The 23,270-nt window shown below is 58.1% G+C and carries 25 protein-coding genes; 14 read left to right on the top strand and 11 right to left on the bottom strand.

What is annotated here, in order from left to right; all coding sequences use genetic code 11:
- Positions 1-3 precede the first annotated feature (3 nt).
- The 3 genes from yihS to yihU are packed head-to-tail and all read right to left on the bottom strand — an operon-like array spanning position 4 to position 3,043.
- Positions 4-1,245 carry a sulfoquinovose isomerase gene (gene yihS, locus WFM46_RS09755; protein ID WP_336997544.1) on the bottom strand — a complete coding sequence of 414 codons (1,242 nt, stop codon included), beginning with the start codon at positions 1,243-1,245 and terminating at the stop codon, positions 4-6.
- A 14-nt stretch (positions 1,246-1,259) separates the two neighbouring features.
- Positions 1,260-2,135 carry a sulfofructosephosphate aldolase gene (gene yihT, locus WFM46_RS09760; RefSeq protein WP_180210425.1) on the bottom strand — a complete coding sequence of 292 codons (876 nt, stop codon included), beginning with the start codon at positions 2,133-2,135 and terminating at the stop codon, positions 1,260-1,262.
- Positions 2,136-2,152: 17 nt separating this feature from the next.
- Positions 2,153-3,043, bottom strand: coding sequence for a sulfolactaldehyde 3-reductase (gene yihU, locus WFM46_RS09765; RefSeq protein ID WP_336997545.1), 891 nt, complete (start codon positions 3,041-3,043; stop codon positions 2,153-2,155).
- A gap of 155 nt (positions 3,044-3,198) precedes the next feature.
- On the opposite strand from yihU, the gene WFM46_RS09770 reads away from it, so the two are divergent.
- The 8 genes from WFM46_RS09770 to WFM46_RS09805 all read left to right on the top strand — a co-directional run bounded on the left by WFM46_RS09770 (position 3,199) and on the right by WFM46_RS09805 (position 8,683).
- A complete protein-coding gene (locus WFM46_RS09770; RefSeq protein ID WP_336997546.1) occupies positions 3,199-4,095 on the top strand; it encodes a sugar kinase in 897 nt (298 codons plus the stop codon).
- Between the two features lie 34 nt (positions 4,096-4,129).
- Positions 4,130-4,930, top strand: a complete 801-nt coding sequence (locus WFM46_RS09775; protein WP_156655399.1) for a DeoR/GlpR family DNA-binding transcription regulator — start codon at positions 4,130-4,132, stop codon at positions 4,928-4,930.
- A 119-nt stretch (positions 4,931-5,049) separates the two neighbouring features.
- Positions 5,050-5,649: a glucose-1-phosphatase gene (gene yihX, locus WFM46_RS09780; RefSeq protein ID WP_180210423.1), complete on the top strand. Its 600-nt coding sequence runs from the start codon at positions 5,050-5,052 to the stop codon at positions 5,647-5,649.
- A complete protein-coding gene (locus tag WFM46_RS09785; RefSeq protein ID WP_114316354.1) occupies positions 5,643-6,524 on the top strand; it encodes a virulence factor BrkB family protein in 882 nt (293 codons plus the stop codon). Before yihX ends, WFM46_RS09785 begins: the two co-directional genes overlap by 7 nt.
- Complete coding sequence (dtd, locus tag WFM46_RS09790) at positions 6,521-6,958, top strand: D-aminoacyl-tRNA deacylase (protein ID WP_336997547.1); 438 nt, start codon at positions 6,521-6,523, stop codon at positions 6,956-6,958. Before WFM46_RS09785 ends, dtd begins: the two co-directional genes overlap by 4 nt.
- Before the next feature lie 44 nt (positions 6,959-7,002).
- Positions 7,003-7,944 (top strand): fatty acid biosynthesis protein FabY, encoded by a 942-nt coding sequence (fabY, locus tag WFM46_RS09795; protein ID WP_032615389.1) that lies wholly within the window; start codon positions 7,003-7,005, stop codon positions 7,942-7,944.
- A 122-nt stretch (positions 7,945-8,066) separates the two neighbouring features.
- Positions 8,067-8,309 (top strand): ribbon-helix-helix protein, CopG family, encoded by a 243-nt coding sequence (locus WFM46_RS09800; protein ID WP_180210421.1) that lies wholly within the window; start codon positions 8,067-8,069, stop codon positions 8,307-8,309.
- Between the two features lie 2 nt (positions 8,310-8,311).
- Positions 8,312-8,683 carry a type II toxin-antitoxin system VapC family toxin gene (locus WFM46_RS09805; RefSeq protein ID WP_103825282.1) on the top strand — a complete coding sequence of 124 codons (372 nt, stop codon included), beginning with the start codon at positions 8,312-8,314 and terminating at the stop codon, positions 8,681-8,683.
- Between the two features lie 39 nt (positions 8,684-8,722).
- Here the strand turns inward: WFM46_RS09805 and fdhE are convergent, their stop codons facing one another.
- From fdhE to fdnG, 4 genes are read right to left on the bottom strand one after another with little or no spacing between them, the layout of a single operon-like run.
- Positions 8,723-9,652 carry a formate dehydrogenase accessory protein FdhE gene (gene fdhE / locus WFM46_RS09810; protein ID WP_103825281.1) on the bottom strand — a complete coding sequence of 310 codons (930 nt, stop codon included), beginning with the start codon at positions 9,650-9,652 and terminating at the stop codon, positions 8,723-8,725.
- On the bottom strand, positions 9,649-10,284 hold the full coding sequence (fdoI, locus tag WFM46_RS09815) for a formate dehydrogenase cytochrome b556 subunit (protein WP_103177557.1): 636 nt from the start codon (positions 10,282-10,284) through the stop codon (positions 9,649-9,651). Before fdoI ends, fdhE begins: the two co-directional genes overlap by 4 nt.
- Positions 10,281-11,183: a formate dehydrogenase subunit beta gene (gene fdxH / locus WFM46_RS09820; RefSeq protein ID WP_103177556.1), complete on the bottom strand. Its 903-nt coding sequence runs from the start codon at positions 11,181-11,183 to the stop codon at positions 10,281-10,283. Before fdxH ends, fdoI begins: the two co-directional genes overlap by 4 nt.
- Positions 11,184-11,195: 12 nt before the next feature.
- On the bottom strand, positions 11,196-14,246 hold the full coding sequence (fdnG, locus tag WFM46_RS09825; RefSeq protein WP_336997548.1) for a formate dehydrogenase-N subunit alpha: 3,051 nt from the start codon (positions 14,244-14,246) through the stop codon (positions 11,196-11,198).
- Between the two features lie 402 nt (positions 14,247-14,648).
- Here fdnG and fdhD point away from each other — a divergent pair, with 402 nt between their 5' ends.
- Entirely contained in the window at positions 14,649-15,485 is an 837-nt protein-coding gene (fdhD, locus tag WFM46_RS09830) for a formate dehydrogenase accessory sulfurtransferase FdhD (protein WP_336997549.1), read from the top strand.
- Between the two features lie 114 nt (positions 15,486-15,599).
- Entirely contained in the window at positions 15,600-15,812 is a 213-nt protein-coding gene (locus WFM46_RS09835) for a YdgH/BhsA/McbA-like domain containing protein (protein ID WP_336997550.1), read from the top strand.
- A gap of 41 nt (positions 15,813-15,853) precedes the next feature.
- On the opposite strand, the gene WFM46_RS09840 is transcribed toward WFM46_RS09835, so the two are convergent.
- Both WFM46_RS09840 and WFM46_RS09845 read right to left on the bottom strand, forming a co-directional pair.
- Complete coding sequence (locus tag WFM46_RS09840) at positions 15,854-16,177, bottom strand: AzlD domain-containing protein (RefSeq protein WP_103825275.1); 324 nt, start codon at positions 16,175-16,177, stop codon at positions 15,854-15,856.
- The gene (locus WFM46_RS09845) at positions 16,177-16,836 is read right to left on the bottom strand and encodes an AzlC family ABC transporter permease (RefSeq protein WP_336997551.1); all 660 of its coding nucleotides are present in this window, start codon (positions 16,834-16,836) and stop codon (positions 16,177-16,179) included. The genes WFM46_RS09840 and WFM46_RS09845 overlap by 1 nt, the downstream gene beginning before the upstream one ends.
- 103 nt (positions 16,837-16,939) lie before the next feature.
- Here WFM46_RS09845 and WFM46_RS09850 point away from each other — a divergent pair, with 103 nt between their 5' ends.
- The 4 genes from WFM46_RS09850 (at position 16,940) to WFM46_RS09865 (ending at position 22,050) form a co-directional block, all read left to right on the top strand.
- The gene (locus tag WFM46_RS09850) at positions 16,940-17,488 is read left to right on the top strand and encodes a helix-turn-helix domain-containing protein (RefSeq protein WP_103177540.1); all 549 of its coding nucleotides are present in this window, start codon (positions 16,940-16,942) and stop codon (positions 17,486-17,488) included.
- Positions 17,489-17,507: 19 nt separating this feature from the next.
- Complete coding sequence (locus WFM46_RS09855) at positions 17,508-18,503, top strand: LacI family DNA-binding transcriptional regulator (protein WP_103177539.1); 996 nt, start codon at positions 17,508-17,510, stop codon at positions 18,501-18,503.
- 104 nt (positions 18,504-18,607) lie between these two features.
- On the top strand, positions 18,608-20,731 hold the full coding sequence (locus tag WFM46_RS09860; RefSeq protein WP_336997552.1) for an alpha-galactosidase: 2,124 nt from the start codon (positions 18,608-18,610) through the stop codon (positions 20,729-20,731).
- A 44-nt stretch (positions 20,732-20,775) separates the two neighbouring features.
- Positions 20,776-22,050 carry an MFS transporter gene (locus WFM46_RS09865; RefSeq protein WP_336997553.1) on the top strand — a complete coding sequence of 425 codons (1,275 nt, stop codon included), beginning with the start codon at positions 20,776-20,778 and terminating at the stop codon, positions 22,048-22,050.
- On the opposite strand, the gene rhaM is transcribed toward WFM46_RS09865, so the two are convergent.
- Together rhaM and WFM46_RS09875 are read right to left on the bottom strand one after the other, a co-directional pair.
- Complete coding sequence (rhaM, locus tag WFM46_RS09870; protein WP_336997554.1) at positions 22,038-22,352, bottom strand: L-rhamnose mutarotase; 315 nt, start codon at positions 22,350-22,352, stop codon at positions 22,038-22,040. The genes WFM46_RS09865 and rhaM overlap by 13 nt on opposite strands.
- Positions 22,349-23,270: iron-containing alcohol dehydrogenase (locus WFM46_RS09875; protein ID WP_336997555.1), on the bottom strand; the 922-nt coding region annotated here is incomplete at its 5' end. The genes WFM46_RS09875 and rhaM, both read right to left, overlap by 4 nt.

Genomic DNA, 23,270 nt, shown 5'->3' on the forward strand with positions numbered 1-23,270 from the left:
TTATTATTTGGCCTGGCTATCCAGTAAGCCGGCGGCAACGGCTGGGGCTAACCCTGGCGCCAGCGGTAAGCGCGGGATCACCAGGCAGTGCAGCAGATGGTAAATATCCTGCTTGCCGTCCCAGACCTTAGTAGTCACTTCGTTATTGGCATCCAGCTCCTGCCACCAGGAGCCGTTCTCGTAATCCATCAGGTATTTGATGCAGTAATCCCACCATTTCTGATACCAGGCTTCGTACTGCGCCTCGCCGGTCACGGTATAGAGGGCATAGGCCGTGCCCATCGCTTCGACGATCGGCCAGCGCACGCGTTCGCGCACAATAGGCTTACCATCCCAGCCGACGGAGTAGACGAAGCCGTCGGCCCCGTCCGGCGCCCAGGCATCGCGGATGGTGGCGTGGAACAGTCCTTTTGCATCCTCCAGCAGCCACGCCGGCGGAGTTTCAAAGCGGGCTTCCAGCGCGGCGCGCAGATGCAGCATCAGACGGCCCCACTCAATCCAGTGTCCCGGCGTACCGCCGTAGGCGCGGAAACGGTGGGCAGGGTTATCGATGTTGTAGTCGCGGATCGGGTTCCAGTTGGTGTCAAAATGCTCGTTAACGCGATACTTACCCTTGCGCGCCACGTCGTGAATAATCACCGAGGCGATGCGCAGGGCGCGGTCGAGCCATTTGCGATCGTGAGTGACGTCATAGACGATCAGGAAGGCTTCCACGGCGTGCATATTGGCGTTGCCGCCACGGTAATCTTCCGTTTTGCTGAAGGCTTCGTCCCAGGATTCCAGGCACATCTGCTCCTGTTCGCTCCAGAAGTAGCGCTCAATCACCTCGATGGCGTCGTCCAGCAGCTTGCGCGCCTGCGGGTGTCCGGTGGTAACGGCGCTCGCCGCGCCGAGCAGCACGAAGAAGTGCTGATAGCCCTGCTTGGAGGCATCCATCACCCCTTCATCGTTAACGCAGGCGTACCAGCCGCCATGCTGTTTGTCGCGCAGCGGGCCGTTCAGGGCATTGATGCCGTGCTCAACCAGGGCGTATGCACCCGGGCGCCCCATATTGGCGGCCACCGCGTAGACGTGCAGCATACGGGCGGTGATCCACAGATGCGTGCCCATATCGCTGCGAACCTGGCCGTTATTGCCCAGCCAGCCAAAGCCGGTGGGAACGGCGGCGTTTTTGCCGAAGTCGAGAATGCGGTCGGTCTCTTGTTCGAGCCAGCGGTTATGGCTCAGGGTGTTAAACCATTTCATATTCGGGTCCTCTCTTAACGGCGGGCCATCATTTCGTCGACGATCTCGCCCAGACGCTGTAGTTTTGGTACAGAAATATCGCGGAGCATCAGCCCGGTGTCCGGCAGGCCAATCACCGATGACCAGACGGCGCGACCGGCTAAAAAGCCTGACGCGCCCGCCTGCATCGCCACGCTTACGGCACGCGGGAAGAGCTTGTCGTCCACGCCGGAGGAGAGGATGACCCAGGGCATGTTGATCTGTTCGTTGAGCTTCTGCGAGGCCGCCAGCAGCGCCTGCTGCGTGCCTTTGCCAAACAGCGGCATCTCCACTTTGTAGAGATCGGCACCGCTGTCTCCCAGCTCTTTGGCCGCGTCGATAATCGCCTGCTCGCGGTTAAACGCGGCACCGCGGCGCGGCGGACGCACCACCGGCTCGATAATGCTCAACAGACCGTTGTCGTGACACAGCGTGTTGAACGCCTTCACCATCTCCAGACGCTGCTGCGGATCTTCGTCGCTGCGCCACAGCACCAGCAGCTTCAGCGCCTTGCCGCCATCGCGTTTGACCGCCTGCGCGTCGACGTTCTTGTCGATCACCACGCTGTCGACAGGAATACCGTTCCCCGGAATAAACTCGTCAGCGGCCACAATCATCGCGCAGCTTTTCGCAACCGCCTGCTGCTCCACGATCTGGCGATAGCAGAACTGCTGGTCGACGAGGATCGCGGAGGCGTATGGCGACAGAATTTTCGCCGCGTTAACCTTAAAATCCGTCAGATGCTGGTCCGTGACCGGCACCGGCGCGCCTGCCGCAGCAAACATCAGGCGCATCGCTTCGCGCTGATCGACGGCCAGCATGGCAAAACCGCCGGAAGGTCGGGTGATATCTTTCAGGGTGTACATCGTCATTCCTCAGTCCTTTCGTATCAGTGTGATTTTTTCAGCCCGGCGGATGCGCGAACCTGTTCGAGAATGGCTGTCCAGTCTTCGCGCCCACGCCCGGCGGCGCGGGCCTGGTTGTAAACTTCGCGGGAGGCGGCGCCCAGCGGCATCGGAACGTGGAGCTGGTTGGCCACGTCCAGGGCGATCCCCAGATCTTTATGTGCAAGGTCGATCATGAAGGCGGGAGAAAGATCCCCTTTCAGCACCTTGTTCGGCCAGGAGGTGGTGAAGTGGCCTTTGCCCGCAGGGGTGCCGTTCATTACCTTCAGCGCCACGTCAAAGGAGAGGCCGAGGGCTTCACACAGCACGGCCGCCTCGGCGGAGAGGGCGTTCAGGGCGATACTCATGTAGTTATTGATGAGCTTCACGCGGATGCCCATGCCCGGCCCGCCGGCGTTAATCAGCTCATTGCCCATCGCCATTAAGACGGGGGTGGCGCGCTCAACCTGCTGCGCCGTACCGCCTGCCAGCAGGAGCAGCGTGCCGGCGATGGCGTGGTCTGAGGTGCGCCCGACGGGCACATCCATCAGGCTGAAGCCGCGTTCAGCCATGTCGCGGATCAGGGCGTCGGTTTGCAGGGGATGAATGGTGGACATATCGATCACCAGCGCATTGCGGGATAACCCTTCGCACACGCCGTGCTCGCCGAACAGTACGCTGCGCACCAGATCACCGTTGGGCAGCATGGTGATAACGAATTCGGCGTCCATTGCAGCCTGCGCGGGCGTAGTTGCTGCCTGGGCACCGCTTGCAACCAGCGTCTGAACCGCCTGGGGGTTCACATCAAAGACATGAAGCTGGTGACCTTGCTTCAACAGATTCTTCGCCATTGGCGCGCCCATCTGTCCTAAACCGATAAATGCGATTGCTGACATGCCTCTCTCCTGTCATATCGTGTCAATTTCTGCGCGTTTATGTTGTCTGTTTTTGATCGTATTTGTAATTTATAGTCAAAAAATAGACATGGGTCACTTTTTAAACATTTGGTGAAATTAAAATGAGAGCAACAGAAAACGCAGAAGGAATCACCATGACTCGCATCGTTTGTGTCGGCATCACCGTGCTGGATCGCATCTGGTATCTCGATGATTTACCGAAGGAAGGTGGGAAATATGTCGCAAAAAATTATACGGAAGTGGGCGGCGGCCCGGCAGCAACCGCGGCGGTGGCGGCGGCAAAGCTGGGCGCGGAAGTGGATTTTATTGGCCGGGTGGGGGACGACGATACCGGGACAAGATTGCTCACGGAGCTGGAATCCCTGGGGGTGAATACCCGCTATACGCGCGTCGTGAAAGGTGCTCGCTCGTCCCAGTCCGCCGTGCTGGTGGATGCAGGTGGGGAACGCGTTATTGCCAACTATCCCAGCCCGGATCTCCCTGCTTCGGCAGACTGGCTGCATGAAATCGACTTTTCTCAGTGGGATGTCGTATTAGCAGACGTGCGCTGGCATGAGGGGGCCAGAGAGGCGTTTACCCTTGCCCGCCAGCAGGGCGTGCCGACCCTGCTTGATGCGGATGTCACCCCGCAGGATATCGCGGAGCTGATTACCTTAAGCGATCACGCAGCCTTCTCTGCGCCGGGACTGCGGCGTTTAACGCAGCGGGAGGAAGTCGAAGAGGCGCTGAAAAAAGCACAAACGCTCACAAATGGACATGTTTATGTCACCCAGGGGCGAGACGGTTGCTTCTGGCTGGAGAACGGCGCGCTATGTCATCAGCCGGGCTTTGAGGTAGAGGTGGTTGATACCACCGGGGCGGGGGATGTTTTCCACGGTGCGCTGGCGGTTGGCCTGGGGCAAAAGCGATCCCCGCTGGAAGCGGTACGCTTCGCCAGCGCTGTTGCAGCACTGAAATGCACGAAGCCTGGCGGACGGGCTGGTATACCTGACTGTGATCAAACCCGCTCTTTTTTGTCACTTTTTGTATAAAATGCGGGGCGTGATGGTTTTCAGAGGACAGCCCATGAGCCTTACCGAACTGACCGGCAACCCGCGTCACGATCAGCTGCTAACGCTGATTGCCGACCGTGGCTATATGAACATTGATGAACTGGCGCAACTGCTGGATGTCTCCACGCAAACGGTGCGCCGGGATATTCGCAAGCTGAGTCAGCAGGGGCTGATTACGCGTCATCATGGCGGCGCGGGCAGGGCATCCAGCGTAGTTAACACCGCCTTCGAGCAGCGCGAAGTCTCCATGACCGAAGAGAAGCGGGCGATAGCCGAAGCCATTGCCGACTACATTCCCGATGGCTCAACCATCTTTATCACTATCGGGACGACCGTGGAGCACGTTGCCCGGGCGCTGCTTAACCATAATCATCTGCGCATCATCACCAACAGCCTGCGGGTGGCGCACATTCTTTATAAGAATCCACGTTTTGAGGTGATGGTCCCCGGCGGCACGCTGCGCCCGCACAATGGAGGCATTATCGGGCCTGCCGCCACGGCGTTCATCTCTGGCTTTCGCGCAGATTATCTGGTGACCAGCGTCGGCGCGATCGAGCAAGACGGCGCGATGATGGAGTTCGATGTCAATGAAGCCAGCGTGGTGAAAACCATGATGGCCCACGCCCGACATATCTTACTGGCGGCCGATCATACGAAATATCACGCCTCTGCTGCGGTTGAAATTGGTAACGTGGCGCAGGCGACGGCGCTCTTTACTGACGAGCTACCCGGCTCCGCGCTGCAAACGCACCTTAAATCGAGCAAAGTTGAAGTCATTGAAGTCAATTCAAACGACGAACAGCAGGCGGGTTAACCCTCTTCCGGTCCGACGGTGAGCGTCGGGCCGTTCCTTTCTTTAAGCTGAAGCTGGCGCATAGCCAAACATCTCCTTTCCCGCTACAGTTACTTTTCACGGCAAACAAGGAGAGAGAAATGCTCTATATCTTTGATTTAGGAAACGTAATTGTCGATATCGACTTCAATCGCGTGCTGGGCGCCTGGAGTAATTTCAGTCGCGTGCCGCTGGCGACGCTTAAACAAAGTTTTACGATGGGCGAGGCTTTTCATCAGCATGAGCGCGGTGAGATTTCGGATGAAGTTTTTGCCGAAAAGCTCTGCCATGAGATGGCCCTCCCCCTCAGTTACGAGCAATTTTCCCATGGATGGCAGGCGGTCTTTGTCGGTATCCGCCCTGAAGTGATTGCCATCATGCACAAACTGCGCGAGCAGGGGCATCGGGTGGTGGTACTTTCCAACACCAATCGTCTGCACACCACCTTCTGGCCAGAAGAGTATCCCGAAGTGAAAGCGGCTGCGGACAAGATCTATCTCTCTCAGGAGATGGGAATGCGTAAGCCGGAGGCGCGCATCTATCAGGCCGTTCTGCAGGCGGAAGGATTCTCTGCCGCCGATGCCGTCTTTTTTGACGATAACGTCGATAATATAGAGGGAGCTAACCAGGCAGGTATCACATCAATTCTGGTGACCGGAAAAGAGACGATACCGAACTACTTTGCGAAGCAGTTATGCTAAAAAACGTTCATCAAAAAGCCAGCCACCACACCAGGCCGCTGCGTGCGTGGCTAAAACTTCTCTGGCACCGCATTGATGAGGACAACATGACCACGCTGGCAGGTAACCTTGCCTATGTGTCGTTGCTCTCTCTGGTGCCGCTGGTAGCGGTCATCTTTGCGCTTTTCGCCGCCTTTCCGATGTTTTCGGATGTCAGCCTGCAGTTGCGGCATTTTGTCTTTGCCAACTTTATGCCGGCAACCGGGGATGTCATCCAGAACTACATTGAGCAGTTTGTTGCTAACTCCAGCAAGATGACGGCGGTCGGGGCGGTGGGCCTTATTGTCACTGCGCTGTTGCTGATGTATGCCATTGATAGTGCCCTGAACACTATCTGGCGCAGCACCCGCGCACGGCCTAAAGTTTACTCGTTTGCGGTCTACTGGATGATCCTGACCCTGGGGCCATTACTGGCTGGAGCCAGTCTGGCGATCAGTTCCTATCTGCTCTCTTTGCGTTGGGCCAGCGATCTCAACAGCGTGATTGACGATGTGCTGCGGATCTTTCCGCTGTTCCTCTCCTGGCTCGCTTTCTGGCTGCTATACAGTATTGTGCCTACGACGCGCGTGCCTAACCGGGATGCGATGGTGGGCGCGCTGGTTGCCGCTCTGCTGTTTGAACTGGGCAAGAAAGGATTCGCGCTTTACATCACCATGTTCCCCTCCTATCAACTGATTTACGGCGTGCTGGCGGTGATCCCCATTTTGTTCCTCTGGGTTTACTGGACGTGGTGTATCGTCTTGCTTGGCGCGGAAATTACTGTCACTCTCGGGGTATACCGCGAGCTAAAAAAAGCAGCAGAAGCCGAAAAACAACGAGAAGCAGACCAACCATGATTGCATTGATTCAGCGCGTAACCCGTGCCAGCGTCACCGTGGAGGGGGAAGTGACGGGTGAAATTGGTCCGGGACTTTTAGTCCTGTTAGGTGTCGAAAGGGATGACGACGAGCAAAAAGCCAACCGCTTATGCGAACGCGTGTTGGGTTACCGCATCTTCAGCGATGCGGATGGCAAGATGAACCTTAACGTCCAGCAGGCGGGTGGCAGCGTGCTGGTGGTGTCACAGTTTACGCTGGCGGCTGATACCGAGCGCGGCATGCGCCCCGGCTTTTCTAAAGGGGCGGCGCCGGATCGGGCAGAAGCGCTCTATGAATACTTTGTTGAGCGTTGCCGCCAGCAAGAGATGCATACACAGACCGGACGATTCGCTGCGGATATGCAGGTTTCGCTGGTAAATGATGGCCCTGTCACTTTCTGGCTCCAGATATGAGTGAGCTGACGGTATGGCCGCGGGTAACCAGAGAGAGTACAGCTATGTATCACCTTCGAGTACCGCAAACGGAAGAAGAGTTAGCGCTTTACTACCAGTTCCGCTGGGAGATGTTACGTAAGCCATTACATCAGCCGAAAGGGTCGGAACGCGACGCCTGGGACGCGATGGCGCATCACCAGATGGTGATGGATGAAGAGGGCAATCTTGTCGCGGTTGGGCGGCTCTATATCAATGCCGATAATGAAGCCTCTATCCGCTTTATGGCGGTGCACCCTTCCGTACAGGATAAAGGTCTGGGCACATTAATGGCGATGACGCTGGAGTCCGTAGCCCGCCAGGAGGGTGTTAAGCGCGTCACCTGTAGCGCGCGCGAAGACGCGGTAGAGTTTTTTGCCAAGCTGGGTTTCATAAACCAGGGCGAAATCACCACCCCGCAAACCACCCCGATTCGTCATTTTTTGATGATCAAACCCATCGCCTCGCTGGATGATATTCTGCACCGCGCCGACTGGTGTGGTCAGCTACAGCAGGCCTGGTATCAGCACATCCCCCTGAGCGAAAAGATGGGGGTGCGCATTCAGCAGTACACCGGGCAAAAATTTATCACCACCATGCCGGAGATCGGCAACCAGAACCCGCACCACACCCTGTTTGCCGGCAGCCTCTTCTCGCTGGCGACGCTCACCGGTTGGGGGCTTATCTGGCTCATGCTGCGCGAGCGCCATCTTGGCGGCACCATCATTCTGGCCGACGCCCATATTCGCTACAGCGCGCCAATCAGCGGCAAGCCGAGCGCAGTCGCCGACCTGGGTGCCCTGGGTGGCGATCTCGACCGCCTGGCGCGAGGCCGCAAGGCACGTGTGCAGATGCAGGTCGAACTGTTCGGCGATGAAACACCGGGCGCGGTGTTTGAGGGGACCTATATCGTTCTTCCTGCGAAGCCGTATGGCGCGTATGAAGAGGGCGGGAACGAGGAGGAGTAGTGTCCGGGTTCTGGAAGACGACTCGCAAAAGCGCTCGCCATTTTCAAATTGTTCTTTAACCCTGGATTCGCTAAGCGTACTTTGCCTGAAAATTAATCGCGGGTGATATACTAAGGTGATATATGAGCGTTTTGGCGGAACTTGATATGGGCAGAATACTTATCGATTTGTCTGATGACATGATTCAACGGTTGGATAACCTCAAGCAGCTAAGAAATCAGCCGCGTGCTGAACTGCTGCGGGAAGCCATAGAGCTGTATCTCGACCAGCAGAGTTTGTCTGTTATCCGCGATGCGCTTGGCCTGTGGGGAGACAAGAAAGAAGACGGGCTGGAGTATGAGCGTAAGCTACGCGAGGAGTGGTAATTGTGGAACACATGGCAGTGTTTGATACCAATATTCTCATCGATCTCTTTAACAATCGTGTTGAAGCGGCGGATACGATCGATCGTACCGCAGCGCATCGTGCTATCAGCTTAATTACCTGGATGGAAGTCATGGTTGGGGCTCGCAGGCACGGCCATGAGGCGAAAACGGCGGCAGTTATGGGCGCTTTTGAGATTATCGATATTACGCGTGAGATTGCTGAAAGAAGTGTATTGCTCCGCGAGAAGCATGGGATGAAACTTCCTGATGCCATTATTCTGGCCACAGCTCAGAGCAGAAACTGCCCGTTAATTTCACGCAATACCAAAGATTTTGCAGGTATAGCAGGGGTGGTTTCGCCCTATCAACTGTAGGCCGGGCAAGCTTGCGCCGCCCGGCACTCTCACAGGAGATTACTCCCCTTCACCCGGGAACAGGAACGGGTTAATAGAGCTGCGGGCAAAGCCCTCCTGCTCCATTTTGGCGTCCAGTATCAGCGTGGCAAGATCGTCGGCGACGGCCTCCACTTTCGGGTCTTTTTCTTGATACAAAATCTTCAGGTAGGTGCCGCAGTCGCCGCAGCTTTCGGCTTTCACCGCGGACTGTTCATTTTCCAGCGACCAGTAGTGCAGATCGCGGGTCTGTTCACAGTTGCTGCACTTCACGCGCACTACGTGCCACTCGGTTTCACACAGGTTGCAGTGCAGGTAGCGCAACCCCTGAGTGGTCCCAATTTGCACCATGCTGGAGACCGGCATTGAACCGCACACCGGGCAGAACTGGCGGGCTTCACCATATTCAGCGCGGGCTTTACCTGGGATGAGGCTCGCCATTTGCGCCCAGTAGAGCGACAGGGCAGCCCAGATGAACGGGGCTTTATCGCTGCTGACCGAGGCAAAATCAGAGGCAAACAGCGCGCTCGCCATCTGCTCCAGCTCCTGCTCGGAGGCTTTCTCAAGATTCTCGATCACCGCCAGCGCCGGGCCGCTCATCTCAGGCTTCAGCTCGGCAATCAGGGAGTGCAGCAGCTTATGCCAGTGCTTGTCGCGCGGCAGAACGTGGATATCCAGCGGCGGTTTGCCCTGCTCGCTCGCCTCTTTAATGCGCGCGGTCAGGTCCATCTGCAGCGGATGGTCGTACAGCACCACTTCCTGGGCGTGGGCGATCAGCGCCGCAAAGCGCAGATAGTCGCCAAGCGGGTTGCTCTCAGCCAGCTCACGCAAGCGTTCCGCGCGGCGGTTGTAGAGGTTTTTTAGTCTGGGGAACAGTAACGGCGGAATCACTTCCGCCGTGCGTTTCTCGCTCGAACCCAGCTCATCTTGCGGGATTATGCGAATACTCATTCAGTTTTCTTTTCCGTTGTCTTTCGGACTTCGCGGTACCAGCGCGGGTGATGTTTCTTCGCCCACGTTTTGGTAACCCAGCCCTCCACCATCGCGGTAATGGTGCCTTTCACCCAGAGGGCGGCGTAGATATGCACCATGATAACCACAATTAACGCCACTGCGGCAAATGAATGCAGCATTAACGCAAATCGGATTACCGGGATTGAGAAAGCAGGCGCAAAGTACGGACGCCAGATGATCACGCCGCTCACCAGCAACAGGACCAGGAAGATAATCGCCGCCCAGAATACGCACTTCTGGCCGAAGTTATAACGCCCGGTGTCACCCACTTCCTCGTTGACGACGATCTTACGAATATTCTTCGCCCAAAAGATATCATCCCGATTGATTAGGTTATGGTGCCAGTAACGGAAAAACATGATGATGAACGAGGCAAACATCACCACACCCACGAACGGGTGCAGGATGCGCGCCAGCTGCGGCGTACCCAGGATCTGCATCAGCCAGTTGAAGGAGGGGAAGAAGAACCCCAGCCCGCTTATCGCCGCCAGCATGAAGCAGAAGGCGGTGACCCAGTGGTTGATACGTTCCGGCGCCGTGTAGCGCACGATGGTGTCACGTCTTTTCATTTGCGCACCTCGTCTTTCTCTTCATCCAGGTTGTCCTCTTCCTCTTCCGCACGGTTCGGACCGACACCCACGTAGTGGAAGATGCTCGCGGCGAAGGTGGCAGCAAAGCCCACCGCTGCCAGCGGCTTCCAGATACCTTTCCAGAACTTCACGGTCGCGCTGATCTCCGGGTTCTCCGGCAGGCCGTGGTACAGATTCGGCTTGTCGGCGTGGTGCAGCACGTACATGACGTGCGTACCGCCAACACCGGCCGGATCGTACAGGCCCGCGTTGTCGTAGCCGCGGGTTTTCAGCTCGGCTACGCGCTCACCTGCCAGGGTTTTCATATCCTCTTTGGAGCCAAAGTGGATAGCGCCGGTCGGGCAGGTCTTCACGCACGCCGGCTCCTGGCCGACGTTCACGCGGTCAACGCACAGCGTGCATTTGTAGACGCGGTTGTCTTCCGGGTTCATGCGCGGCACGTCGAACGGGCAGCCGGCGATGCAGTAGCCGCAGCCGATGCACTGCTCGGACTGGAAGTCGACGATGCCGTTGGCATACTGAATGATCGCTCCTTCCGACGGACACGCCTTAAGGCAGCCCGGATCCGCACAGTGCATACAGCCATCTTTGCGGATCAGCCACTCCAGTTTGTCGTTCTGCTCCACTTCCGAGAAGCGCATTACCGTCCAGGACTTGGCGGTCAGGTCGGCGGGGTTATCATAAACCCCGACGTTGTGACCCACTTCGTCACGGATGTCGTTCCACTCTGAACAGGCCACCTGACAAGCTTTACAGCCGATACAGGTGGTTACGTCGATAAGCTTCGCCACTTCCTGCTGGTGGTCCCGCGCCTGGGGCGCGGGGGTGAACCCGTTAGTCGCGGAACGACGAATGATGTCTTGCGATTGATAAGCCATAAGTCGTCTCCGTTACACCTTTTCCACGTTCACGAGGAAGGCCTTAAACTCCGGCGTCTGCGTGTTCGCATCGCCGACGAACGGCGTCAGGGTGTTGGCAATAAACCCTTTCTTCGCCACGCCCTCATAACCCCAGTGAATCGGAATACCGATGGTATCCACCTCCTGACCGTGAACGTTCAGCGTGCGAATACGCTTGGTCACCACTGCCTTGGCCTTGATGTAGCCGCGGTTAGAGGAGACCTTCACGGTGTCGCCATGGGCGATGCCGAGCTTGTTCGCCAGCTTCTCGCCGATCTCCACAAACTGCTCCGGCTGCGCGATGGCGTTCAGCAGCGCGTGCTTGGTCCAGTAGTGGAAGTGCTCGGTCAGACGGTAGGTGGTGCCCACATACGGGAACTTGTCTTTTTTGCCCAACGCCTCGAAATCGCTCTTAAAGATACGGGCGGCCGGGTTAGAGACCACGTTCGGGTGCAGCGGGTTAGTGCCCAGCGGCGTCTCAAACGGCTCGTAGTGTTCCGGGAATGGCCCTTCCGCCATCTTATCGATAGCAAACAGGCGTCCCATCCCTTCAGGCTGCATGATAAACGGCCCGACATCGCTGCCCGGAGGCGCGGTGCTGTAGTCCGGAATATCCACGCCGCCCCACTTCGCGCCGTCCCACTTCAGCAGCTGACGCTTCGGATCCCACGGGTTGCCCTGCGGGTCAGCAGAGGCACGGTTATAGAGAATGCGGCGGTTCAGCGGCCACGACCATGCCCAGCCCAGCGTATTGCCGAGGCCCGACGGGTCGGCGTTATCGCGGTTAGCCATCTGGTTGCCTTTCGGCGTCCAGCTACCGGCAAAGATCCAGCAGCCGCTGGAGGTGGTTCCGTCGTCGCGCAGATGGGCAAAGGTACTCAGCTGATCGCCTTTCTTCGCCAGCACCGCCCCGGTGGCCGGGTCGATAACGTCTGCCAGCGCCTTACCGTTGCTCTCCATCGCCACCTCTTCCGGGGATGGGTTCTCCGGCGTCGAGTAGTTCCAGGTCATGTTCAGCACCGGTTCCGGGTTCGCGCCGCCTTCAGCCGCGTACATCTTACGCAGACGTAAGAAGATACCGGCCAGGATCTCGCCGTCGTTCATGGCGATGCCCGGGGCGTCTGCACCCTTCCAGTGCCACTGCAGCCAGCGGCCGGAGTTAACGATAGAGCCGTTCTCTTCCGCGAAGCAGGTGGACGGCAGGCGGAACACTTCGGTCTGAATCGTCGACGGATCGACGTCGTTCGATTCGCCGTGGTTCTGCCAGAAGGTCGAGGTCTCGGTATTGAGCGGGTCAATGGTGACCAGGAACTTCAGTTTCGACAGGGATGCCACAACCTTGTTCTTGTTCGGGAACGAGGCAACCGGGTTAAAGCCCTGGCAGATATAGCCGTTGACCTGGCCCTGGTGCATCATCTCGAAGTACTGCAGAACGTCGTAGCCTTTGTCCCACTTCGGCAGCCAGTCAAAGCCCCAGCTGTTTTCCGCCTTCGCCTTGTCACCGAAGAAGGCTTTCATCATCGAGACGAAGAACTTCGGATAGTTGCTCCAGTAGTTCACCTGACCTTCAAGCAGCGGTTTTGGCGTGCTGGCCGTCAGGTAGGTTTGGAGATCGGTCTGTTTCTCACTTGGCAGGTTCATGTAACCCGTCAGGCTTTGCGACAGCAGGCCGAGGTCGGTCAGACCCTGAATGTTGGAGTGGCCGCGCAGGGCGTTCACGCCGCCGCCTGCCATCCCCATGTTGCCGAGCAGCAGCTGAACCATCGCCATGGTGCGGATGTTCTGCGCGCCGATGGAGTGTTGCGTCCAGCCGAGCGCGTACAGGAACGAGGCGGTTTTATCGTGAACGCTGGTTTCAGCGATCATCTCGCACACCTTCAGGAAGTCCGCTTTCGGCGTCCCGCAGATGTTTTCGACAACCTCCGGCGTATAGCGGGAAACGTGCTCTTTCAGCAGGTTCCACACGCAGCGCGGGTGTTGCAGGGTGGTGTCGCGCTTCGCAAAGCCATTCTCGTCCAGCTCGTAGTTCCAGCTGGTCTTGTCGTACTTGCGTTTTTCGGCGTCATAACCGCTGAACAGGCCATCTTCGAAGTGGTAATCCTCACGCACGATCAGGCTGGCGTTGGTATAGGCTTCGGTGTATTCGCGGTTATATTTTTCGTTAGTCATCAGGTACAGCAGTACGCCTGACAGGAAAGTGATGTCAGTACCTGAACGAATAGGGGTGTAGAAATCCGCCACCGACGCTGTACGCGTAAAGCGGGGATCGATCACAATCAGTTTCGCACCGTTGTGGATTTTGGCTTCCATCGCCCAGCGGAACCCAACAGGGTGCGCTTCAGCGGCGTTACCGCCCATCACCACAATAAGGTTGGCGTTTTTGATGTCGACCCAGTGGTTGGTCATCGCACCGCGACCAAATGTTGGAGCAAGACTTGCTACCGTTGGTCCGTGTCAGACACGCGCCTGGTTGTCGACCGCGAGCATACCGAGTGCGCGCGTAAATTTCTGGGTTAAATAGCCGGTTTCGTTGCTGGAGGCCGAGGCGCACAGCATGCCGGTGGAGAGCCAGCGGTTTACCGTTACGCCATCTGCATTCTGGGCAATAAAGTTGGCATCGCGATCTTTTTTAATCAGTGTGGCGATGCGGTCAAATGCCTCTTCCCAGCTGATTTGCTGCCATTTATCTGAACCTGGCGCACGATACTCAGGATATTTCAGGCGGCTTTCGGAGTGAATAAAGTCCACCAGACCGGCCCCTTTCGGGCAGAGCGCGCCGCGGTTAACCGGATGATCCGGGTCCCCTTCAATATGGAAAATAGATGCTTTGGCGTTTTTCGCGCCGTCGCCGAGGCTATACATTAACAGCCCACAGCCGACGGAGCAGTATGTACAGGTATTACGGGTTTCGCGGGTGCGCAGCAGTTTATACTGCCGCGTTTCCGCCAGCGCGACGCCGGGCGCAAAGCCCAGCGCTGCTGCCGTGGTGCCTGCCATACCGCCAGCGCAGATCTTAAAGAACTGCCTTCTGCTGACCTGCATGGTCACTCCTTGTTTCGACATTGCTACCCTTCACTCTTCACGCCTGCGCGAATTATTTGGGGTCATTATTGTTTTACTTCACGGTTGATTTTTTGACCGCAAAGTTGAAAATTTGCGTTAAACCCTCATTTCCACGAGGGGTATGCCAGAATACCACAATGTCGGTACGCTTGTTCCAACGGCGTTAAAACAAAGTGAACGTATTATCACGGTGATGATTATAAAATGTGATATTGATCACATGATGCCCCCGAACTGTTACAAACCTGTTCATGCGTCGGGTTTGTCCCTCAGGTAAAGTTGCGCGGACAGAGCGGTAAAAATTGATCCATACTATGCGCCAGGCCGGAAAAGTATGGTGCAATAGCAGGCCTCCCCACGTGGTTGCTCAGGAAATGCGTTGTGTTGAAACAAAATGGTGATACCCACCTTACGTCACTGCCTGCCGGTGTGGCAGAACGCCGGGTACACAGACCCCCTCAGATTAGCCTCCCGACTCCCGATTTTCTGGCGGAAGAGGTGCCCGTCGCGCTGGTTTATAACGGTATCTCCCATGTGGTAATGATGGCCTCCCCCAAAGATTTGGCGCTGTTTGCCATCGGCTTTTCGCTGTCTGAAGGCATCATTGAGCACCCGCGTGAGATCTACGGCATGGAGGTGATATCCGTTTGCAATGGTCTCGAAGTGCAGATTGAGCTCTCCAGCCGTCGTTTTATGGCCCTCAAAGAGCGCCGCCGCGCGCTGGCCGGACGCACCGGCTGCGGCGTCTGTGGCGTGGAGCAGCTTAACGATATTGGCAAGCCCGTGGTGCCGCTGCCGTTCACCCAGCGCTTTAACCTGGCCCACCTCGATCGGGCGCTGGCGCATCTCAACGACGTGCAGCCCATCGGGCAGCTAAGCGGATGTACCCATGCCGCCGCCTGGGTATTACCGAACGGCGAGATTGCGGGCGGGCATGAGGACGTCGGGCGACATGTGGCGCTGGATAAACTGTTGGGCCGTCGGGCCGGGGAAAGAGACGTCTGGCAGCAGGGCGCTGCGCTTGTCTCCAGCCGCGCCAGCTATGAGATGGTGCAGAAGGCCGCTATGTGCGGCGTAGAGATCCTCTTTGCGGTATCCGCAGCCACCACGCTGGCGGTTGAGGTGGCAGAGCGTTGCAACCTGACGCTGGTGGGATTCTGCAAGCCGGGAAGAGCCACGGTCTATACCCATCCGCAGCGTTTGATTGTTGATCAGTAATTTTGAATGAAGTAAGCAAATCCTTCCGCTATCAGTTGTTGGTGATGAGGACTACTATTTATCACATCAAGGCACGGCGCCTTACACCAACAACTTATTGAAAGGGGCACTATCATGAAAAGCATCAAAACTTTTGTCGCTGTTATCGCTCTGGCTACTTCTTTCGGTTCTTTCGCTGCCCAGTCCGTCACCGCCTCCGCCAGCACCATTGAAGGCGCTGAAGCGAAAATTGCCGCTCAGGCTCAGCAGGCAGGCGCCTCCTCTTACACCATTACTCAGGCCTTCTCCGGTAACCGTGTACACATGACCGCTGAACTGAACAAATAAGCACACAGCATCTGTCGAAAGAGCGCCCCCGGGGCGCTTTTTTAGTTTATGCCCGCCAGACGTAATAGCGCCGTCACCACCGCCGCCGCGACAATCACGAAAATCAACGGTACCTTGCGCCAGGCGAGGAACACCGCAAAGGCCACACCCAGCACCCGCGCCATCCCGGCGAAATGTTCCCCTTCATAGAAGGTGGTCGCCAGCGCCACGGAAAAGAGCAATACCGTTGCCGCATCCGAGAGCAGCGCCTGCGAACGTTCAGAGAGGGCTAACCGGCTGCCCAGTTTCGCCCCGCCGAGACGCATCAGATAGGTTCCTGCAGAAAGCAGGGCGATGCCGAGAATAAAGACGGTCATATTTTCCATTATTTCTTCCTCGCCGCGAGACCAAGCAGGGAGAGCAGCACCGGCAGGCCCACCGGCGCAAACGGCACCGCGGCCAGGGACAACGCCGCCCCGCTACAGGCGCGAATCAGCGTGGTGCGGTTTTTAAAGGCGGGCACGACTAAGGCCAGCAAAATGGCCGGGAAGACCGCATCCAGCCCGATGGTCTCCGGCTCCGGCAGCAGTTTGCCGACCATCGCCCCCAGCAGGGTGCCCAGCGGCCAGATGATGGCCACCCCCAGGCCGCAGAGCCAGTAGGCGGCTTTACGCTGTTCCGGCGTTTTTTGCGACAGGCCAAAGACCACGCTTTCGTCATTCATAATGTGACAGCCCAGCAAGCTGGCGCCGGGTTTGCCCACCAGCTCACGCACCGTTACGCCAAACGGTACGTGGCGGGCATTGACCAGCAGCCCGGCGGCGGCCGCGGCAAGGGGATTACCGCCGCTGGCGACAATGCCGATAAACATAAATTCCGAGGCGCCCGCCAGCACCGAAATGGAGAGAACAAACGGCACCCACAGCGGAAAACCGTACGCCATCGCCAGCGAGCCGTAGGACATCCCCACGACGCCCACCGCCAGACAGACCAGGATGATGGCTTTGACCGTGTCGCCATTGAGACAAGAGAACGTGTGCTTCATACAAATTTAGCCATATCGAACGAGTATCCATTATAATGAACGCAATAAGATCGTTTATCAAGATGAACGATTCGTTCGTTTTAACCGTGTATGAGATCGTTTTATGACGCAGCCAATTAGCGTGATCGCCAAAAGTCTGGTGCGAGAGCGCACGCGGACCGGGCTTTCACTGGCGGAGATCGCCCGCCGTGCCGGGATCGCCAAATCCACGCTCTCCCAGCTGGAGTCCGGTAACGGCAACCCCAGCCTCGAAACGTTATGGTCGCTCTGTGTGGCGCTGGATATTCCGTTTGCCCGCCTGCTTGAACCGCAGCAGCCTGCCACCCAGGTGATCCGCCTGGGTGAAGGCACAAAAGTGGTGGCGGAACAGGCAAACTATGAGGCCATTTTACTGGCGGCATGCCCGCCGGGCGCCCGACGCGATATCTATATTTTGATGGCCCAGCCCGGCGCGGACCGTATCTCCCATCCGCACCCGCCGGGTTCGGTTGAGCATATTATTGTGATGAAGGGGCGGGCGCTGATTGGCCTGACCGAATCGCCCGAGGAGCTGGGGCCAGGGGACTATATTTGCTATCCTGCCGACCAGCCGCATCTCTTCAAAGCCCTTGAGCCCGATACGTATGCGCTCATGGTGGCGGAACAAAACTAACCCAAAGACACGGATAATCATGTCGCTTAAAGCCATTGCTAAAGAACTGGGACTGTCGGTAACGACGGTAAGCCGCGCCCTCAACGGCTATTATGACGTTTCCAGCGAGACGCGGGCCCGCGTGGAGGCTGAAGCGCAGCGGCGCGGCTATCGCCCGAATACCTTTGCCCGGCGTCTGAAGATGGGCAAGATCGACGCCGTGGGGCTGGTCTTTCCGGTTCATCCCGTTCCGCTCAATAACAGCGTCTTTATGGACATGGTCGGCGAAATTAGCCACCAATTAGCGCGTCATGAGATCGACTTACTGCTCATTGCCGATGACGATCTGGCAGATAAACACAGCTATATGCGGATGGTGCAGAGCCGTCGTGTGGATGCGCTGATTGTGGCCCATACGCTGGATAACGATCCGCGTCTGGAGCAGTTGCAGGCCGCCGGGTTCCCCTTCCTGGCGCTCGGGCGCAGCCATCTGCCAAAGCCCTATGCCTGGTTCGACTTTGATAACTATGCGGGCACGCATACTGCCACCCAGCATCTGATTGCGCGCGGGCATCAACGCATCGCGTACCTGGGCGAAAGCCACAATCAGGCTTTTATCACTCAGCGCCGTCAGGGCTATCTCGATGCCCTGAAAGAGGCCGGACTCTCCAGCGAATGGCTGCGCACCATGCCGCCTTCACGCCGCGCAGGCTATACCACTACCCAACAACTGCTGGCGCTGGATGCGCCCCCGACAGCGATCGTCACCGATTGCAACACTCACGGCGATGGTGCGGCGATGGCGCTGGCGCAGATGGGACGCTTAACCGGCGAGCATGCCGTGTCGCTGGTGGTGTATGACGGCCTGCCGCAGGACAGCATTGTCGATATCGACGTGGCGGCGGTGATCCAGTCCACCCGTCAGGGCGTGGGTAAGCAGATCGCCGATATGGTGCTGCAACTGATTAATGGCAGCGAAATAAGCCAGCTTCAGGTGTTATGGCAACCGGAATTCTCGCCGGGACAGACGGCATAATTCTCCCTAATTTCTAAACCCGATCACAAATCCGAAACGTTTTGGTTTGTATCCGAAACGTTTCGGATCAACACTCAGGATATCCCGATGACAGGAGATGTCCGATGCAAGAGGCTATTTTACGACTCGCGAGCGAAACGGTGGATGTGGTGATCAAAACTCATCCGTTCGCCGAAATTCTTTACTGGGGGCCACACCTTCGCCACTTTTCGCCGCAAGATGCGGCCACGCTTTCCCGCCCGATTGCTAACGGCCGGCTTGACGTTGACTCGCCGGTGACGCTGATGGCGGAGCTTGCCCACGGCCTGTTTGGCGCGCCGGGCATTGAAGGCCACCGTCAGGGTCTGGATGGTTCGCCACGGTTTCGGACCGTGGCAGTCGCGCAGCAGGGGCAAAGTCTGACCCTCACCGCCGAAGATGAGATCGCTGGCCTGCGTCTGACCAGCGAGATAGCCCTTGATGACAGCGGCGTGCTGGCGGTTCGTCACGGCCTGACTAACCTCAAAAGCCAGCCGTGGCAGGTGGAGCGTCTGGCTGTCACCCTGCCGCTGGCGGAGCGTGCCCGCGAAGTGATGGCCTTTCATGGCCGCTGGATCCGCGAATTTCAGCCGCATCGCCTGCTGCTGGAGCACGACAGCTTTGTGATTGAAAACCGCCGGGGCCGCAGCTCGCACGAGCATTTCCCGGCGCTGATCGGCGGCACGCCGGGCTTTAGCGAAATGCAGGGTGACGTCTGGGGCGTGCATCTGGGCTGGAGCGGCAACCACCGCCTGCGCGCGGAGGCCAAAACCGATGGCCGCCGTTATCTGCAGGCCGAAGCGCTCTACCTGCCGGGGGAAATGGCGGTGGAGGAGGGGAAAACCCTGTGGACGCCACGCCTTTATGCCAGCTACTCCGCGCACGGGCTGAACGGCATGAGCCAGCAGTTCCACCGCTATCTGCGCGCCAACATCATCCGCTTTCCGGAGAACAAACCGCGCCCGGTGCATCTCAACACCTGGGAGGGGATCTACTTTAACCACGACCCGGAATACATCATGCGGATGGCGGATGAAGCGGCCTCGCTGGGGGTGGAGCGCTTTATCATCGACGACGGCTGGTTCAAAGGCCGCAACGACGACCATGCCGCGCTGGGGGACTGGTATCTCGACGAGCAGAAATACCCCAACGGCCTGACGCCGGTGATCAACCACGTCAAAGATCTCGGGATGGAGTTTGGCATCTGGGTTGAGCCAGAGATGATTAACCCGAACTCCGATCTCTGTCGCGCCCACCCGGACTGGGTGCTGGCCCTGCCGGGGTATGAACAGGCCACCGGCCGCCACCAGTGGGTGCTGAACCTCAACATTCCTGCCGCTTTCGACTACCTGCTGGAGCGCATGAGCTGGCTGCTGGGTGAGCATCAGGTTGACTATGTGAAGTGGGACATGAACCGCGAGCTGGTGCAGCCGGGCCATAACGGTAAGGCCGCGGCCGATGCCCAGACCCGCCAGTTCTACCGCCTGCTGGATATCCTGGGCGAGCGCTTCCCGCACGTGGAGTTTGAATCCTGCTCCTCGGGTGGCGGGCGTATTGACTATGAAGTGCTGACCCGCTGCCATCGCTTCTGGGCCTCGGATAACAACGACGCGCTGGAACGTAATACTATCCAGCGTGGCATGAGCTACTTCTTCCCGCCGGAGGTGATGGGCGCGCACATCGGTCATCATAAATGTCACGCCACGTTCCGCCAGCACAGCATCGCCTTCCGGGGCCTGACGGCCCTGTTCGGCCATATGGGGCTGGAGCTGGATCCCCTCGCCGTGGATGAGCAGGAGCGCGAAGGCTACCGGCACTACGCGGCCCTGCATAAGCAGTGGCGCGAGGTGATCCACCACGGCACCCAGTGGCGGGTGGATATGCCGGACAGCACCACCCTGGCGCAGGGAATTGTGAGCGCGGATCAGCGTCAGGGGCTGTTTATTGTCAGCCAGATGGCGATGCCGGACTACACCCTGATGATGCCGCTGCGTATGCCGGGGCTGGCGGCCAACGCCCGGTATCGCATCACGCTGCTCGATCACCCCAATATCCGCCTGACCGGGGAGGGAGGGCACACCATGCGCAAGCTGCCGGCCTGGATGGAGGCGCCGCAAACGGTGAGCGGCGAATGGTTGATGCAGGCGGGGCTGGCCCTGCCGGTTCTGGATCCGGAAACCGCCATTCTGATTGGCGTTGAACGCGTATAAGGGTAACGGGCCGGGCAACCGGCCCTGAGTTGAGGATAAAAATAATGAACACGACTGCCTGTACCCATAAAGACAATCCGAACTTCTGGATCTTCGGGTCGTTCTTCTTTCTCTACTTCTTCATCATGGCCACCTGCTTTCCGTTCCTGCCGATCTGGCTGTCGGATATCATTGGTCTGAATAAAACCCATACCGGGATCGTCTTCTCCTGCATCTCGCTGTTTGCCATCTCGTTCCAGCCGGTGCTGGGGGTGGTGTCGGACAAGCTGGGGCTGAAAAAACATCTGCTGTGGATCATCGCGGTCCTGCTGTTTCTCTTCGCGCCCTTTTTCCTCTACGTCTTCGCCCCGCTGCTGAAGACCAACATCTGGCTCGGGGCGTTAAGCGGTGGGGTCTATATCGGCTTTGTCTTTTCGGCGGGATCGGGTGCCATTGAGGCCTATATTGAGCGCGTAAGCCGCAACAGCTTCTTTGAGTACGGCAAGGCGCGCATGTTTGGCTGCCTCGGCTGGGGGCTGTGCGCCTCGACGGGCGGCATCCTGTTTGGCATCGATCCGTCGTATGTCTTCTGGATGGGCTCCGCCGCGGCGCTGGTCCTGATGCTGCTGCTGGTGGTGGCTAAACCGAAGCCGAACCAGACCGCGCAGGTGATGAACGCCCTTGGCGCAAACCAGCCGCAGATCACCGTCAAAACCGTCATCAACCTGTTCCGCCAGCGCAAAATGTGGATGTTTATTTTGTACGTGATTGGCGTGGCCTGCGTCTATGACGTCTTCGATCAGCAGTTCGCCACCTTCTTTAAAACCTTCTTCGCCACGCCGGAGGAGGGCACGCGTGCGTTCGGTTTTGCGACCACTGCCGGAGAGATTTGCAACGCTATCATCATGTTCTGCTCGCCGTGGATCATAAACCGCATTGGCGCGAAAAATACGCTGCTGATTGCCGGGGTGATCATGGCGACGCGTATTATCGGTTCGTCATTTGCCACCACCGCCGTCGAAGTGGTGGCCCTGAAGATGCTCCACGCGCTGGAAGTCCCGTTCCTGCTGGTGGGGGCGTTCAAGTACATCACGGGGGTGTTCGATACCCGGCTGTCCGCAACCATCTACCTGATTGGCTTCAACTTCGCCAAACAGCTGGCGGCGATTTTTCTCTCCGCCTTTGCCGGGAATATGTATGACCGGATCGGCTTCCAGGATACCTACCTGATGCTGGGCTGTTTTGTGCTGGCGATGACGGTGTTGTCGGCGTTTACGTTGAGCAGTAAGCGGGAGATCGCTGCCGCGAGCGCGGCAGCGTTAACACATCAGGCCAGGTAAAACACCTCTTTCAGCCCGGTGCTCACCGGGCTGTTGTCCGGGTTAGCGGGCATCACCTCCCCCATATATTTCCACCAACGCTGGCAGACATCGGTGTTCGCCACCGCGTTCCAGCGCTCTTCCGATTCGATCTCCACCGTGGCAAACAGCAGGTCGCGGGTCTTATCCAGATAAATGGCGTAATGGTGGGCGCCATGGTCTTTCAGCACCGCTTCCAGCTCGGGCCAGATGGGGTTGTGGCGACGTTCATACTCCTCATGTGCGTCAGGGTTTACCTGCATCACAAAGGCTTTGCGGATCATAATGCCTCCAGATAGAGTTCGCGCACCTCGTCGCGGCTGGCGCTGCGTGGGTTGCAGGGGGCGCAGGGGTCGGCGAGGGCTTTGTCGAGCCAGCCTTCGATGTCGGCTTTGGTGACGCCCAGCTTGCTGAAGCCGGATGGAATACCGACGCGACTGCTCAGGGTGCGAATGGCGTTGATCGCCGCCATGCTGGCCGCTTCGTCGCTCATCTCGCGGGTATCCACGCCCATCGCCTGGGCCACGCGGGCAAAGCGTTCCACGGCGTTCGGGCGGTTAAAGTTTTCGATGATCGGCAGCAGGATGGCGTTGCACACGCCGTGCGGCAGGTTGTGCGTGGCGCCCGGCTGGTGGGCCAGGGCATGCACCAGTCCCAGTCCGGCGCTGTTAAAGGCCATACCTGCCAGATACTGGCCGTAGGCCATCTGCTCGCGCGCCTCCAGGTTATGTCCGTTGTCGACCGCCTCCGGTAGCCAGTGGGCAATCAGGCGAATCGCCTCCAGCGCGTTGGCATCGGTGAGGGGGTGAGCGCCGACGGAGACATAGGCTTCGATGGCGTGGGTCAGGGCGTCCATCCCGGTGGCGGCGGTGACGGAGGCCGGAATATCGAGCATCACGCTGACGTCATCCACGGCGATATCCGGGATGATGTTCGGGTCGATAATCACCTCTTTGACCTGACGGGCAGAGTCGATGATCACCGCATTGCTGGTCATCTCTGCCGCCGTACCTGCGGTGGTGTTGATGGCCACCAGCGGCACGCCGGGGTTGAGCACTTTGCCGACGCCGGAATAAGCGGTAGACGGGCCAGGATTGGCGGTGAGAATTTTAATCGCTTTGGCGGTGTCGATCGGGCTGCCGCCGCCGAAGGCTATGATGTAATCGCACTGCGCATCCTGGAAAGCGGCAAAGCCCTGCTGC

It is taken from the genome of Leclercia sp. M50, from assembly GCF_037150775.1.
Lineage (GTDB): Bacteria > Pseudomonadota > Gammaproteobacteria > Enterobacterales > Enterobacteriaceae > Enterobacter.

Excerpts from the sequence above, each read along its gene's own strand:
- yihS (WP_336997544.1), bottom strand. The coding sequence starts at position 1,245 with ATGAAATGGTTTAACACCCTGAGCCATAACCGCTGGCTCGAACAAGAG.
- yihT (WP_180210425.1), bottom strand. The coding sequence starts at position 2,135 with ATGACGATGTACACCCTGAAAGATATCACCCGACCTTCCGGCGGTTTT.
- yihU (WP_336997545.1), bottom strand. The coding sequence starts at position 3,043 with ATGTCAGCAATCGCATTTATCGGTTTAGGACAGATGGGCGCGCCAATG.
- WFM46_RS09770 (WP_336997546.1), top strand. The coding sequence starts at position 3,199 with ATGACTCGCATCGTTTGTGTCGGCATCACCGTGCTGGATCGCATCTGG.
- WFM46_RS09775 (WP_156655399.1), top strand. The coding sequence starts at position 4,130 with ATGAGCCTTACCGAACTGACCGGCAACCCGCGTCACGATCAGCTGCTA.
- yihX (WP_180210423.1), top strand. The coding sequence starts at position 5,050 with ATGCTCTATATCTTTGATTTAGGAAACGTAATTGTCGATATCGACTTC.
- WFM46_RS09785 (WP_114316354.1), top strand. The coding sequence starts at position 5,643 with ATGCTAAAAAACGTTCATCAAAAAGCCAGCCACCACACCAGGCCGCTG.
- dtd (WP_336997547.1), top strand. The coding sequence starts at position 6,521 with ATGATTGCATTGATTCAGCGCGTAACCCGTGCCAGCGTCACCGTGGAG.
- fabY (WP_032615389.1), top strand. The coding sequence starts at position 7,003 with ATGTATCACCTTCGAGTACCGCAAACGGAAGAAGAGTTAGCGCTTTAC.
- WFM46_RS09800 (WP_180210421.1), top strand. The coding sequence starts at position 8,067 with ATGAGCGTTTTGGCGGAACTTGATATGGGCAGAATACTTATCGATTTG.
- fdhE (WP_103825281.1), bottom strand. The coding sequence starts at position 9,652 with ATGAGTATTCGCATAATCCCGCAAGATGAGCTGGGTTCGAGCGAGAAA.
- fdoI (WP_103177557.1), bottom strand. The coding sequence starts at position 10,284 with ATGAAAAGACGTGACACCATCGTGCGCTACACGGCGCCGGAACGTATC.
- fdxH (WP_103177556.1), bottom strand. The coding sequence starts at position 11,183 with ATGGCTTATCAATCGCAAGACATCATTCGTCGTTCCGCGACTAACGGG.
- WFM46_RS09835 (WP_336997550.1), top strand. The coding sequence starts at position 15,600 with ATGAAAAGCATCAAAACTTTTGTCGCTGTTATCGCTCTGGCTACTTCT.
- WFM46_RS09840 (WP_103825275.1), bottom strand. The coding sequence starts at position 16,177 with ATGGAAAATATGACCGTCTTTATTCTCGGCATCGCCCTGCTTTCTGCA.
- WFM46_RS09845 (WP_336997551.1), bottom strand. The coding sequence starts at position 16,836 with ATGAAGCACACGTTCTCTTGTCTCAATGGCGACACGGTCAAAGCCATC.
- WFM46_RS09850 (WP_103177540.1), top strand. The coding sequence starts at position 16,940 with ATGACGCAGCCAATTAGCGTGATCGCCAAAAGTCTGGTGCGAGAGCGC.
- WFM46_RS09855 (WP_103177539.1), top strand. The coding sequence starts at position 17,508 with ATGTCGCTTAAAGCCATTGCTAAAGAACTGGGACTGTCGGTAACGACG.
- WFM46_RS09860 (WP_336997552.1), top strand. The coding sequence starts at position 18,608 with ATGCAAGAGGCTATTTTACGACTCGCGAGCGAAACGGTGGATGTGGTG.
- WFM46_RS09865 (WP_336997553.1), top strand. The coding sequence starts at position 20,776 with ATGAACACGACTGCCTGTACCCATAAAGACAATCCGAACTTCTGGATC.
- rhaM (WP_336997554.1), bottom strand. The coding sequence starts at position 22,352 with ATGATCCGCAAAGCCTTTGTGATGCAGGTAAACCCTGACGCACATGAG.